At 40.4% G+C, this 14,110-nt stretch carries 14 protein-coding genes and 1 pseudogene; 1 reads left to right on the plus strand and 14 read right to left on the minus strand.

The annotated features are described in order from the left end of the window. Positions 1–90 precede the first annotated feature (90 nt). The 10 genes and pseudogenes from ORH16_RS07740 to ORH16_RS07785 all read right to left on the minus strand — a co-directional run bounded on the left by ORH16_RS07740 (position 91) and on the right by ORH16_RS07785 (position 8,159). The gene (locus ORH16_RS07740) at positions 91–825 is read right to left on the minus strand and encodes a metallophosphoesterase (protein ID WP_265457708.1); all 735 of its coding nucleotides are present in this window, start codon (positions 823–825) and stop codon (positions 91–93) included. Positions 826–1,004: 179 nt separating this feature from the next. Beyond that, positions 1,005–1,910, minus strand: a complete 906-nt coding sequence (locus ORH16_RS07745; protein ID WP_265457709.1) for a rhodanese-related sulfurtransferase — start codon at positions 1,908–1,910, stop codon at positions 1,005–1,007. Between the two features lie 107 nt (positions 1,911–2,017). Beyond that, complete coding sequence (locus tag ORH16_RS07750; RefSeq protein ID WP_265457710.1) at positions 2,018–2,389, minus strand: VOC family protein; 372 nt, start codon at positions 2,387–2,389, stop codon at positions 2,018–2,020. 150 nt (positions 2,390–2,539) lie between these two features. Next, positions 2,540–3,930: pseudogene (locus ORH16_RS07755) on the minus strand (L-cystine transporter). Positions 3,931–4,132: 202 nt separating this feature from the next. Continuing rightward, the gene (locus tag ORH16_RS07760) at positions 4,133–4,573 is read right to left on the minus strand and encodes a DUF1149 family protein (protein WP_265457712.1); all 441 of its coding nucleotides are present in this window, start codon (positions 4,571–4,573) and stop codon (positions 4,133–4,135) included. 36 nt (positions 4,574–4,609) lie between these two features. Next, positions 4,610–5,221: an HAD-IA family hydrolase gene (locus ORH16_RS07765; RefSeq protein WP_265457714.1), complete on the minus strand. Its 612-nt coding sequence runs from the start codon at positions 5,219–5,221 to the stop codon at positions 4,610–4,612. A gap of 19 nt (positions 5,222–5,240) precedes the next feature. Further along, positions 5,241–6,584 (minus strand): PFL family protein, encoded by a 1,344-nt coding sequence (locus ORH16_RS07770; protein ID WP_265457716.1) that lies wholly within the window; start codon positions 6,582–6,584, stop codon positions 5,241–5,243. Between the two features lie 15 nt (positions 6,585–6,599). After that, a complete protein-coding gene (locus ORH16_RS07775; protein ID WP_265457718.1) occupies positions 6,600–6,869 on the minus strand; it encodes an ACT domain-containing protein in 270 nt (89 codons plus the stop codon). A gap of 104 nt (positions 6,870–6,973) precedes the next feature. Then, complete coding sequence (locus ORH16_RS07780) at positions 6,974–7,480, minus strand: hypothetical protein (RefSeq protein WP_265457720.1); 507 nt, start codon at positions 7,478–7,480, stop codon at positions 6,974–6,976. Position 7,481: 1 nt separating this feature from the next. Further along, on the minus strand, positions 7,482–8,159 hold the full coding sequence (locus ORH16_RS07785; RefSeq protein ID WP_265457721.1) for a hypothetical protein: 678 nt from the start codon (positions 8,157–8,159) through the stop codon (positions 7,482–7,484). 197 nt (positions 8,160–8,356) lie between these two features. Between ORH16_RS07785 and ORH16_RS07790 the strand changes: the two genes are divergently transcribed. Then, a complete protein-coding gene (locus tag ORH16_RS07790) occupies positions 8,357–9,901 on the plus strand; it encodes a helix-turn-helix domain-containing protein (RefSeq protein WP_265457723.1) in 1,545 nt (514 codons plus the stop codon). A 78-nt stretch (positions 9,902–9,979) separates the two neighbouring features. Here the strand turns inward: ORH16_RS07790 and ORH16_RS07795 are convergent, their stop codons facing one another. The 4 genes from ORH16_RS07795 to ORH16_RS07810 all read right to left on the minus strand — a co-directional run bounded on the left by ORH16_RS07795 (position 9,980) and on the right by ORH16_RS07810 (position 14,104). After that, the gene (locus tag ORH16_RS07795) at positions 9,980–11,824 is read right to left on the minus strand and encodes a fructose-1,6-bisphosphatase (RefSeq protein ID WP_265457725.1); all 1,845 of its coding nucleotides are present in this window, start codon (positions 11,822–11,824) and stop codon (positions 9,980–9,982) included. Beyond that, the gene (locus ORH16_RS07800; RefSeq protein WP_265457727.1) at positions 11,817–12,632 is read right to left on the minus strand and encodes a pyruvate, water dikinase regulatory protein; all 816 of its coding nucleotides are present in this window, start codon (positions 12,630–12,632) and stop codon (positions 11,817–11,819) included. Before ORH16_RS07800 ends, ORH16_RS07795 begins: the two co-directional genes overlap by 8 nt. Before the next feature lie 27 nt (positions 12,633–12,659). Continuing rightward, entirely contained in the window at positions 12,660–13,295 is a 636-nt protein-coding gene (locus ORH16_RS07805; protein ID WP_265457729.1) for a helix-turn-helix transcriptional regulator, read from the minus strand. A gap of 329 nt (positions 13,296–13,624) precedes the next feature. Then, a complete protein-coding gene (locus tag ORH16_RS07810) occupies positions 13,625–14,104 on the minus strand; it encodes a hypothetical protein (protein ID WP_265457731.1) in 480 nt (159 codons plus the stop codon). Positions 14,105–14,110 lie beyond the last annotated feature (6 nt).

Raw genomic sequence — 14,110 nt, forward strand, 5'->3', positions numbered from 1 at the left:
ATCCTCCAACTATTCAATCGCTATTTATTTTAGCACAAATTCTTGTCACATAAAAAGAGAATCCCGTCGAAACGAGATTCTCTTAAAGATTTAAAACTGTGGCTGCCAAGGACCATTCATGTTTTGGTATTCAATATCTTGGACAATGCCCTTTGCATCAAAAATTACCCCGTGGACGGAGCCACCAAAAATGGCGCCACCATCAATGCCAATTTTGTCATCCTCCTGCCAGAGATCGGTTGTTTCCATATCTCCATGTAGTTGCGGCGTAATCGTGTGGCCAAAGACGATTGTCTTGCCGGTATTGTTTTTTCCCTGATGGAAGGGTTCACGAACCCATAAAAAATCCCGGTCAGAGGTAGCATGCCAATCAGCTTTAGTTAAATCAACGCCGGCGTGGACAAAAATATATTTTTCCCATTCAAAATAGAGGGGCCGCTCCATTAAAAATGTAATTAAATCTTGGTAACGGCTATGAATCATCATGGCAATTTCTGTTGGAGAATATTCTAACGTTGCCCCTGAATGCAGCAAACTATTGATGGTTTCACCGCCACCATTGCGCACATAGCCGGCAAACCAGTCTTCAGGGCTATTGAGAAATTGCAAAAGATATTCTTCATGATTGCCCCGCAAATAAGTTGCCCCGAACTCCTCCACTAATTCTTGGCCCTTTAACAAGCAGGCCTTTGATTGCGGGCCCCGATCATTTAAATCGCCAATCAAAACCAGATGATGCAGCTGGGGATCAAAATCTGCTAATAATTTTTCAAACAAGTCTAATTGTCCGTGGATGTCACTGATGGCATAAACTAATTTCAGCATATGAAAGACTCCTTTTCTACCATTCAATTATACCTTTTTTTGGCAAAAGGTGTAATTGTTTTCAAAAAAGCGAGCTCTGGCGAAAGTTGTCAGCTGGTTCATTCAAAAATTTACCAGCTGGCTTTTGCAGAGCTCGTTTAGCTATTCATTTTAAAAATGGATACAGCTTAAGTCGATACTCAAACTGCTTGTGGATGCGTTAAGACAAAACGGTTGCGGGGATGTTTTCGACATTCCTCGTTGCAGCTGCCTTGGTATTTTAGCTCATTTTCTTCAGAGGCTAAAATGCGACGGTTGCATTCCGGGTTGGCACAATTAATGTAACGCTCGCAGGGAGTACCATCAAACCAATCCCGGCCGATAATTGTTTTGTCGACATGATTAATCTCAACAGCAATCCGTTCATCAAAGACATACATCTGGCCGTCCCATAATTCTCCTTGGACTTCAGGGTCTTTACCATAAGTAGCAATTCCACCATGCAATTGACCAACGTCTTTAAAGCCTTCTTTAACGAGCCAGCCGGAAAATTTTTCACAGCGGATGCCACCGGTACAATAGGTCACTACGCGTTTTTCCATAAACTCTTCTTTGTTGTCGCGAATCCACTGGGGCAGTTCCCGAAAGTTGCGAATATCCGGGCGAATAGCGCCACGAAAATGACCTAAATCATATTCATAATCATTGCGGGCGTCAATGACAACGGTATTTTCATCTAATAATGCCGCTTTAAATTCTTTAGGCTCTAGATATTGACCGGTCAATTGATTGGGATCAACATCATCTTCTAAATTTAAGCTGACAATTTCTTTGCGGGGCCGAACAAACATTTTTTTAAAGGCGTGCTCAGGACTTTCATCAATTTTAAAGAAGATATCTTTGAAGCGCTCATCTGCTTGCATATATTCCATATAAGCCTGTGTATCAGCAGTTAAACCAGATAACGTGCCGTTGATGCCTTCTTCCCCCACCAAAATGCGGCCTTTTAAATTCAAACTTTTACATAAAGCCAGATGTTCCTTGGCAAATTCCTCCGGATTGGCGATTTTAACATATTTATAGTAAAGCAATACTTGATAATCCATACTAATCTCCTTCAGCATAATTTCAGAAATTAATTATAGAGAAAAAAAAGCGAATCACCTAAGTTTCTGCTTGTGCTATTTTTCGCAAATCTTTGTTTTCGTTAACCTTATTTTCCTGAGACAGCAAAATAATTGCCTTCATTGTCGGCAAAATTAAAGACATACTCTTCCCCCAATTGCACTAAATCTCCCAGCGTTACGTGAGCTGCCTGCATTTTTTTATACAGGTCAAAAATAGTGTCACTGGCAAACATCAGTGAAGGTGAATTGCCGGCAACTTCAGGTGAATGTTGTTGAATAAAGCCTAAATCGTAAAGGACAATTCTAGTTTGGCTTTCTGCTGTCGGGGACAATTCGACAACAACAGTCCCGTCAACGGCTGCCCGTTCCCGCTCAACAAAGCCGATAGCTTGCCAAAATTGACTGCTAGCCGGCACATCATTGACATACAGCATAATTTTTATTTCATTTGAAAACATAGGTCACGCTCCTCTTTTTTGATTCCTTTGTAGTGTAGCAAATTTTAGCGTCAACGCCTACTAAAAAAGTAGAGTTGCAATTACGGTCGCTGCGCTAAACTTTCAACACAGCAGACAGTCAATTACAACTCTACTTTTATTTAAAATAAATTATGCGTTCGCATCAATAATTTTTTCTGCGTCATTTAAGACATCTCGGTCTAATTCATTAATACGAGTGCTAGTCACAACACCGGCTAACATACTGTCACTCACATTAACAGCTGTTCTTGCCATGTCAATCAAAGGTTCTACAGAAATTACCAAACCGACAATTGCGATTGGCAAGTTCATTGAACCAAGAACGATTAAAGAAGCAAAAGTTGCCCCACCGCCGACACCGGCAACCCCAAAGGAGCTGATAGTGACAATCGCAATCAACATCAAAACAAATTCCAAACTGAAAATATTTAAACCAGCCGCTGGTGCAACAATCGTTGCCAACATCGCTGGGTAAACACCGGCACAGCCGTTTTGCCCAATCGATAAGCCAAAACTACCGGCAAAATTCGCAGTCGCATCATCAACACCTAATGCTTGGGTTTGTGTTTCAATATTTAACGGTAAAGTTCCTGCACTTGATCGTGAGGTAAATGCAAAGCTCAAGGCTGGGAAAGCTTTTTTGAAATAAGTGATTGGATTGACCTTCACGCCAACTAAAATCAACGAGTGGACAATCAAGACTGCAGATAAGGCCACATAAAAGGCAATTACAAAGAGTTCCAAGTTGACGATTGCTTCAAAATCACTGGTTGCCAAGACATTGGTCATCAAAGCTGCTACCCCGTAAGGCGTTAAACGCAGAACCAGGGTCACAATGCGCATGACAATTTTATATAAGCTTTCGATGAAGTTTGCGAAAAATTCTGCTTCTTTTTCTGCTTTGCGTTTGATACCGAGATACGCTACCCCAACAAAGGCCGCAAAAACAACGACAGCAATCGTACTAGTTGATCTAGTACCAGCAAAGTCGGCAAAGACATTTGTGGGAATAAAAGATAAGATTTGATCTGGAATACTTAAATTAGCAACAGTTTCTGAACGAGTAGTTAATTCAGCAATCCGAGCGGTTTCAGCGGCACCTTCTGTAAAGGTTGCGCCATTCAAACCAAATAAAATGGTTGAACCATAGCCGATAAAGGCAGCAATTGCTGTTGTTCCTAGCAAAGTCGCTAAGACAGTAAAACTAATTTTGCCGATTTTTTAGAGGCCTGCATCTTAGTAAATGCGCCGACGATTGAAACAAAAACTAGTGGAATAACCAGCATTTGTAATAGCCGGACATAACCTGAACCAGCGATGCCAATCCAACTCATGGCATTGGTGGTAATCTCACTATCGGTGCCAAAAAATAATTGCAGTAGCCCGCCAAAAATTATTCCGACGCCTAAGGCCAAGAATACGCGGGTTGAAAATTTGGTATGGCGTTTTTGCAACAGGAAAAATCCAAATAAAATTGCTACAAAAGCCAGAACCACTAAAACGGTGATGAATGTTGTCATTTTATTTCCTCCTAATAAATGTGATGACAAGTCCATCAAGGAAGTAAAGGTTCCCTGTGACTCTTCTTCAAGAATCACACTGAGTTGACTCAGTGACAAATTCATCGTAACACAAACTTTTGTCAGAAGGGACTTATCTGCTTTAGATTCTTGATAATAAAAAAAGACCGTGATAGCTTCAAACTATCACGGAATACTGATTTTATTCTTCAGTTTTTTCTTCAGCTGCAGCATCTGGCTCAGCCATTGGTTTCGGATCGCTATTAGGATCAACCTTGAAGTTTAATTTCATGCCCGGCTCATCCAAGGCAATTTCTGTTACCTCATAAGTTAACCGTTGAATTAAATCAAATAAAGGTGCCGCTAACTCATCGACCTCAGCTTGACTTAAATCTTTAGGCGTTTCAATTTTACGGTTTTTTACTTGATTGACCTGGCTGACCCGACCAGAAATAACATAGCGGTCAAAAGGTAAAACAAATTCAATTCTAGTGCCGACTAAAGTATCCTCTTTAGGAAATTTTTCATCCTCTGTTTTCAGTGGTGAAAAACCAACTTTCAATTCTGTTTTGTATTCGCCTTTAGGATTACGCGCATCGTAATGGTAGGCCTCAACTAACTCTTTAAATCTAACAAGTTCCAAAATTATCCCTCCTATTGTTCTCTTTTTAGTATAACACTATAAAGATAGAATTTCTGCTAAATCTTTTACGAGATAATCTGCCGGAATTTCTCCCAAAAAACCATCCTGGTCAAACAGACAGGTCTGGCAGCCGGCATTTTTTCCAGCGATTACATCTAAACGACGATCACCAACCATCAAAGTTTCAGTAGGATTTAACTGAAATTTATTTAATAGATACGTCAGCGAATGCGGCTGAGGTTTACGGGGAAAACCGCTATCAGCGCCGACAATTTCTGAAAAATAACCCAATAAGCCATCCCGTTGCAATAATTTTTCAGCCGAAGCAACTTGCCGATGGGTTAAAATAAATTGCTGACCGCCTCTTTTTGCTAAAGCCATCACCGTTGATTTCGTCTCTGCAAAAGGTAAAATTTTTGCCAGCTCCTGACCTTCTTTGGCAACAAAAATGTTATCGAAGGCCCCTTTATCAATACCAGCTTTTTGAATTAATTCTCCCAAAGAACCAATCTTAATCTGCCGATAAAAATCATTTTGATCTGTGTAGGGCTGATTAAATTCCCTAAATGTGCCCAGTGCTGCTTGGGTAATCACTGGATAAGAATTATATAAAGTACCGTCAAAATCCCAAATAAAATGTTTTAACAAATTCTTCTCCTTTGGTGTTTTAATTTTTAAAGGAATGGATTGGTGCAGGAATCCGCCCGCCCCGCTCAATAAAATCAGCTGAGGAATTCGGATTGACTTTCATAACTGGTGCTCGACCTAACAGACCGCCAAATTCCACCATGTCCCCTACCTTCGTATCTTTGGCTGGAATAATTCTCACAGCAGTGGTCTTGTGATTGATAACGCCAATTGCGGCTTCATCGGCAATCATGGCTGCAATTGTTTGCGCTGGTGTATCTCCAGGAATCGCAATCATATCCAAGCCCACTGAACAAATCGCAGTCATCGCTTCTAATTTTTCTAAATTTAAGGAGCCGTTTTCTACTGCGGCAATCATACCAGCATCTTCTGAAACGGGAATAAAAGCACCAGACAAACCGCCCACATGATTACAAGCCATCACGCCACCTTTTTTTACGGCATCATTTAATAAAGCTAGCGCTGCAGTTGTTCCGTGGGTTCCCACAGACTCCAAGCCCATTTCCTCCAATACATACGCTACACTGTCGCCAATCGCAGGTGTCGGCGCTAAAGATAAATCAACAATTCCGAATTGAACGCCTAAGCGCTGCGAAGCAATTTGGCCGACTAATTGGCCCATGCGGGTAATTTTGAAGGCCGTTTGTTTAACCGTTTCGGCCACAACATCGAAGGATTGACCTTTGACTTTTTCTAACGCTCTTTTAACAACTCCCGGTCCGCTGACGCCGACATTAATGACACAATCGGCTTCACCGACACCGTGAAAAGCTCCGGCCATAAAAGGATTATCTTCAACCGCATTGGCAAAGACGACTAACTTGGCACAGCCCATGTCGGATTTTGCTGCGGTTTCTTTAATTATTTCTCCCATGTGGGCAACGGCATCCATATTGATGCCGGCTTTTGTTGAACCGATATTGACTGAGGAGCAGACAAAATCCGTTTCGGCTAAGGCCTCAGGAATTGAATCAATTAAAATAATATCGCCATGCTGGTAGCCTTTTTCCACTAAAGCAGTAAAGCCACCGATAAAATTAACTCCCACAGCCGCCGCCGCTTTATCCAAAACTTTCGCAAATTTAACGTAGCTAGTTTCCTGCGTTGCCGCTGCGATAATCGCAATCGGTGTCACAGAAATCCGTTTATTAATAATTGGAATACCGAATTCTGTTTCAATATCTTCGCCAACTTTTACCAAGTCTTTCGCTAAACGGGTAATTTTATCATAAATTTTTTGACAGGCCCGCTCACTGTCGCTGTCAATGCAGTCTAAAAGAGAAATTCCCATCGTGATGGTGCGGATATCAAGATTTTCTTCTTCAATCATGCGAATCGTTTCTAAGATTTGATTGGTTTCCACAGTTTACGCCTCCTGTTATAATTTATGCATCGCATTAAAAATTTCTTCGTTTTGAATGCTGACCTTAACGCCCAGTGCATCGCCGACTTGATTGAGCTCTTTACGCACGTTTTCAAAATCAATATCGCCCACGCCAAAAGTCACAAGCATCATCATGGTGAAATAATCATCCATAATTGTCTGTGATACATCTTGAATGCTGATTTCTAATGCCGCCAGCTTGCTACTGACACCGGCTACGATGCCGACTTTATCTTTTCCAATAACTGTTACAATTGCCTTCATATAAACAACTCCTGTATCAAATTTTTTTCATTATAGCATAGAAAAAAACTCTCTAGTACACGAATTGTGAACTAAAGAGCAATTTTATTTCAGATTATTCGGATTTAAGTCTCTTTAATAAAGGTATGCTGGCAATTTTTACAGGTAATTTTAATTTTGCCTTTGCCTTGTGGCACCCGCAAGCTTTGACCACAATTGTCACATTTGAAAATGACAGCTTGAATATTAGCCGCCTGCTGCCGTTGATTTTTCATTTTAGCAGCTTGCCGTTGCTGTTTTTGGGCCTTTTTGTAGGCATTGCGCTGATGCCGTTCATGGGTTTGCTCGCTGTTTCGTTGAGCTGCACCGGCGAAAAAACGACTTAAGCGCTGATTTTCATTGCTTCTTACATAAATTTTCTTAGATAAAAAACGGAAAATAATTAAGCCAATTGTTAAAGCAACAATCGCCAAAACCAGATAACCGTTTAACCAGCGTCTAAACAATAGCGCAATCAAGGCAACCACCAGAAGTGCCCGATTTATCGTATCAAAGCTACCGTAGCGGCCCGTCATAAATTTGCGGTAATTTAAGTAGCTGCTCATCATTTTACTCAGCCAGTTGTTGGACATCCTAACTCTCCTTTAATAATGCCCCCTGCAAAAAGTTCCGCAGCAGGCGTTCGTTTTGCCCCACGTCCACCATCTTCAGCCGCTGTTTTTGACCAGCTGGTAAAATGCGATAGGTATTTTCGAGGGGAAACACATATTTTTCTAGTGAAGCCGACTGGCGGACTAAACTCAGCAACAATTTTAAAAATTGCTGTTGACTAATGTCAGTCGTCATATATTGAATCAGTTGACGAGTAATCACATTCATCTTCAAGAGATTGCGTTTGCGGATGATTTGATTTTTAAGAATTCTCAAAAAATGCCGCTGATAGACAAAAGTTGATTCTGGCCCCTCCATGTTTCGCTGATAAGCTAGTAACTCACTAATCTCTTTGGGGTCAGCAATCAGCTGTGAAGCTGTCAATCCAGGGATGCCCTTAGGAAAATAGATATTCAAAATCTGCATTAAATCCTTTTCCCGGACGACAACGCTGCCATCAATTGCCAGCTGAAAATTTTTCTCAAAAAAATCCTTGACGCCCTGAATGCCATTTTCCTGAAAAATCTCCCCTAATGAAAGACTGCGGAGATGAAAATCAGGCGAAAATTGCAGGAGCAAGCTTTTTTGCTGATAAGAAATAAAAGTGAAAGTTGAATCATAGGCTGTTGCCTCGCACTCAACTGCTAAAAGAATATTCATAAAAGTTGAATCCTTCCTTTGAATAATACCCTCTCAAAGTAACATATTCTCAGAAAATCAGCACATGATTTTACCATATTTGAGGTTTTCTTAAAATTTCATTTTTTGTTTTTTAGCAGAAAAAGCTGAAGCAAGGACTTCCACGATTTCCTCACTTCAATGATATAATTAAAGTGAGGAAAAAAGGGGGGATGAAGATGAATTTACGCAGTTTATTGCCAAATGCTGTTCGTCGACAAATTCGCCTGATTGAAATTCTTTATATTTCGACACAAGAGAAAACCCGCGAGGAAATCGATCAGCTCTGGGGCTTTCCCATCAAAGCCCTCGATGCAGACATTAAAACCATCAATCAAGTCTTCCCGCTATTCACAATCATTCATAATCATTCGGGCTACACAATCCTCCACAATTCCGAATACGGCATTGATCTACTCTATACACAAGTTCTTCAATCCTCATTGGAATTTGATTTATTAGAACAGCTACTCTTTGAAAATCATGAAAATATTCACGATTTAGCCAATTATCTGTATACAAGTCCCGCAACAGTCTCCCGGATCTTCAAAAAAATTGCAAACGCCTTAAAAGGATTGGATATTTCGATTACCCGCCGACCGATGCGGCTAGTCGGAAATGAAGCCACCATTCGCTATCTGTTTACAGAATATTATCGTGAAAAAAAAATAGATTTCGCTGAGCTTTCCGGCTCAATTAGAGGCAGTCAAGCCATTCGTCTATTAATTGAAGATTTTATGCTGAGCAATCATTTTAGTGAAGGCTATGCGACGAAAGTTCAATTGGAATATTCCTTTTATGTCAGCTTGATTCGTATCGCTAACGGACATTTTTTCCCAGAAAACCGCAACAATTCAACCGCTGTTATCACCCCGGATTTGGCACCGATTCAAAGTGCCATTTTGGAAATCGAAAAACATTTTGCTCTGTTGTTTGATAGCTGGATGTATCGGGAATGTCTTTGGCTTTATTATGGCGATTATCTAATCAGCAGTAAGATCCAATGGGAGCTAGTGTTATCCACCAACAAAATGATGGCCTCTTTAAAAAAGGACACCGATTCTGCATTGGCGATTTTTGAAACAGCATTGGCTTTAACCTTAACTGATGAAGAAACTTCTGCCATTTCTCAAAGAGAGGCGTTATGCATAAAATTATGTATGGATGACTATTTGTTCTTAGTGGCCGGTGATTATATTTCGCTTTTAGGGGAATTCCGGAAAATTTTTATTATTTCCCATACACAAATGTATCCAAATCAAATAAAAAAAATTGCTGCTGTTTTAAAAGATATTTATCGGCAGCTGACCTTTGATATTCCTCAAGACTTGTATTACACCCATTTATTTTTACTGATTGCCTACTTTCCTGATTTATTATTGAAGCTGGCCAATCAGCAGGATAAACTCAATGTGTTAATTGTTTCAATGGCCTATTCGTTGCCAGACAGTTTTATTCTGGGCCGTTTCAAGGAAAAATTGAAGGGTCCGATTGAATACTTTTTTGTAGATAGCTTAAGTCAGCTGGATCAAACACCCCAGTTAATTGAAAAGGTCGATTTAATTATCTCCACTTCCTCTGTCAGTACACGTTTTGCTCCCCACTATACTTATTTCGACAAACCGATGTACGTGATTGAGCCTTACATGTCATTGCGGGGCTTTGAAGAATTGCAGTTGCAGATTAATCAGTTAATCGATCAGAAAACGGCTGTTACAAATTAGAAATGCTTCCTATCTAACGAAACACAAAAAACCTCAAAGAATTTGGCAGCGGCCAGCTCTTTGAGGTTTTTTATTCGATTATCCCAATAGCTTATCAATCTGTCGGGCTAGTTCTTGGCCGATGTCAGTATCTTTGACATAGAGACGTTGATTTTTGCGGACGACAATTTCCTTTTGTGATAAAATGTCTTGGCGATTTTTGATGGCCTCTTGCCGATTCGTGAAGGGCTGATGGGCCACCAGCGTCATCCCAAAAGAATTCGCCACTAAAGTATAGCCGGCAATGCCGGTGACCTTTTGATAAGGCTTGGATAAGCCGCCATCAATCACCAACAAGCGCCCATCCGCTTTGATAGGAATATCGCCTTTCACAACTTTTACTGGCGTATGGCCATTGATAATATGGCCGTTTTCTGATAAATCAAAGGCACGTAAAATAGTTTCGCAAAAAGCGGCTTTTTCCCGCAGTTGATAATAGGCATTTTTTTCTTCTGTGTGCAGCTTTTTATCCGCAATAAAATAGCGTTCAAAGGTTTTCATTGCCTTCTTACCAAATAAAGTCGAACCAGCTCCGCACCACAAATACCAAATAATATCTGTCGCTAAATCCTCATGCTCCTGAGGATTTTTAAAACTAGTTCGGATGGATTCTAAATAAAAGTCCAACAACTCGACTCCTTGATAGGTTTGACCGCCAAACTGATAGCTGAGGAACTCCCCCTGCTGGTCACAGGGCAGGCAACCGTGAAAAAGCAAATTGCCATTATAGCGCAAATACAATGTGCCTTTTTCCACTAAAAATGCAATGTGCTTTTGCAACCGCTCAGAATTTTGAAAATCCTGCAGCAGACCTGTTAAGACTATTTTCTCTTCATCGGTAAGTTGATAGGCGTCTTGACCGACTAATTGAAAGCAGCCGTTAATCAGTGGAATTTTGGTTCCGAAATAGTTTAACTCTGTCTGGTCCTTTGTTAATTTATCCAACAGCAGACGCTCATCCAGCTGAAATTCTGGCCGCCGGTTAATAATGGTACCTTCAACTTTAAATTGCATAATGGCCAGTGCCTGCTGCAACCGCATGGCATCCTTGCAATCTTCTGCCGACAGTTCTCCCGCTTCAATTTTCGGAGCAAAAGCCGCATTTTCTTGGTAATTTTTTTTAGCAAATTTTTTTAAAGGCGCTAAATCAATCCCGTATTTTTCAAGTAGCTCTAAATTGCCATAGCGGGCTGAAATCCTCAGTAAATTCGTCAAACAGCCTAAAGAGCCGCAAAAAGCTCCAATCCATAAAATATCATGATTGCCTAGTTGAATATCTAAAGAAGGCAGTGTCATCAAACTGTCCATAATTTTATCCGGAGCAGGTCCTCGATCATAAATATCCCCCAACACATGTAAGTGGTCCACCACCAAACGCTGAATGAGGTGACCTAAAATTTCACAGAATTTTTGAGCCAAATCCAGTTCAATAATTTTATTAAAAATCGAACCGTAATACCATTCTTTTTCATACTCTTGATCGTATTGATACAAAAGTTCTTCAATGATATAAGCAAAATCCTGCGGCAACGCCTTACGAACTTTTGAGCGGGTATACTTGCCGGCACTAAAACGCGCCACTTTAACCAAACGCTCCATCAACACAAACCACTGCTGCTCGTCGTAATCGCTTTCGCTTAAGACTTCCTCTGGATAATAAATAATAAAGCACAGTTCAGAAATTTCTTCAGAGCGCAGCTGTCGCTTAAACAAATAGTCAACCTTTTCACGAATTCTGCCGGAGCCATTTCGCAAAATATGCTCAAAGGCATCGTATTCGCCGTGAAGATCGCTGATAAAATGCTCAGTTGGCTTCGGTAAATGCTGGATGGCATCAAGATTGATAACTTCTACTAAATCTTCTAGTGCTTTTGTTTTATCCATTTGCGGTCGCTTTCAAAGAATCTTCGATGATGACCGCACTTTCTTCAATTGAGCGTTCGCTGACATTGATAACTTCTACTCCGAGCTTGGCAAAAATTTCTTCTGCGTAAGCTAATTCTTCCGTAATCCGCTCTGGATTCGTATATTTTGATTCGCCCTTTAAGCCTAAAGAAGCCATTCTTGATCTACGAATATTTGTTAGACGATCTGCATTGGTGGTCAAGCCGACAATTTTTTCATGGGGAATTTCAAAAATTTCCTTAGGCATCTCTACTTCTGGAATCAAAGGGAGATTGGCAACTTTAATGCCTCGATTTGCCAAATACAAACTTAGAGGTGTTTTAGATGTTCGTGAAACACCCAGAATTACTAAATCCGCTTCTAAAAAGCCTTTAGCATCTTTCCCATCATCGTATTTTACAGCAAATTCAATCGCCGCTACCCGATTAAAATATTCTTGATTTAACCGATGAATCGCACCAGGCTCTTCCAAGGGTGGCACGCCAAAGGTTGATTCAATAATCGTCGAAAGAGGTGACATTAAATCCACCGTCTGTAAACCAGTCCGGCTGGCAAAATCCTTGACAGCGTTGACTAAGTTTTTTTCCACCAAAGTCGTCACGACAATCGCTTTTTCCTTTAAAGCATCCCGTAAAATGTCAATCAGGTTTTCCTCGTCTGTTGTAAAGGGATACAACGTGACATCACTTAAATCCACACTTGGAAATTGGGCGCTAACCGCTGTGACAATTTTTTGGGCTGTTTCCCCTACTGAATCAGACACTAAGTAAATTTTTGCAGCTTTCATTTTCTCCACCTCTAATAAGTTTTTAAATTAATATGTTTCATTTTTGAAGGCATTGCCTGACTCAACAAAATAAGTCATCAATTTTGTTTTAGTAATTTTCCCGACAACTTTTTTAGGATTCTCTGACGATACCACCGGCAGCGAGTCAACTTGATGTTGCAACAGCAGATTACCCGCCTGCATGATAGTTTCCTCCGGGGTAACGGTGACAATGTTGGGCATTCTCGTCATAATCATCGCTACAGGTGTGCGCTCAAGATTTGAATTACTGACGGCCGAGCGCAACAAATCCTTCCTCGAGACTACTCCGATTAATTCCTCATCAGCATTTTTGACATACAAAGAGCCGACATCATACATAAATAAACTAGTGATGGCATCGTACACTGACATTTCTTGAGAGATTAATAAAGGCTTGACCATGATATCTTGTATCTTAATCGTAAATAGTTGGTCATAAATCAGTGGCTCCACCATTTGACCGGTATAAAAATAACCAACCTTCGGGCGAGCATCTAAAAGTCCAGTCATCGTCAGGATTGATAAATCATTGCGCAACGTTGCGCGACTCAAGCCTAATTGACTGGCGATGCTTTCACCACTGATGGGTTGGTTACTTTTCACGATATCGATAATTTTCAATTGACGTTTGCTTAATTCCACTAAGACACCTCCTCCAACAAGATCATAATTAATTATATATGTTACGCTATATATTTTCAATAACGTTTTTTATATAATATATATTTCTTTTAATTGCATTTAAGACATACTAAAAAGAAGCCATGCTATTAATCTTAGCAATAGATGAATCTGCAGATTTTCGGCTGCAATAAACCAATCTATTTATACACTAGAAAGTAGCTTTACCGCTGAAATCTAATAGACAGCCTCAAAAATAAAAACGAGCTGACAGAAATTGCCAGCTCGTTTCAGAAAATTTGATTTTGATTTAATTAATATCTGAGTCTCTGTGATTATTTACCCGCCATTTAATCAGCTAGACTTTGTAAAATTTCTGCATACTTTGTGATAAGAGGCAGGTCTTTAGAAAAATGACCCTTTTCTTGAAGGTTCCTCAAACTGGCACGAATCTCTGTGACACTTTTTTCTCCCAGAAAATCCTGCCAGATTTTTTCCTCCACTCCCTCACTATGATGAATTTCTATACCCGATAGTAAGCCAAACTCCGTCAGCAGGAGAAAAAAGCGGCTGCTCTGTGCCCCTTGAATTGCCAAATCCTCAGACCAGTGAAAATAAGTTGCGTGTCGTTGACCGTCAACATCAAATGACAGCACACGAGTCTTATCTAAAGAAGCGGTCTGCCCTAGCAAATAAAAAATACCCAACTGACTGCCGATAGTTTCCGCCAGCCCTTCTTCTACTGGCGAGTTTTGAATAAATTGCCGATAGCCTTTCGTAAAATCAGTTTGGAGCTGTTTTTGTAATGTTTGTGAAACTTCAACTGGCATCGCTGT

It is taken from the genome of Enterococcus sp. HY326 (genome assembly GCF_026157065.1).
In the GTDB taxonomy this organism is placed as follows: domain Bacteria; phylum Bacillota; class Bacilli; order Lactobacillales; family Enterococcaceae; genus HY326.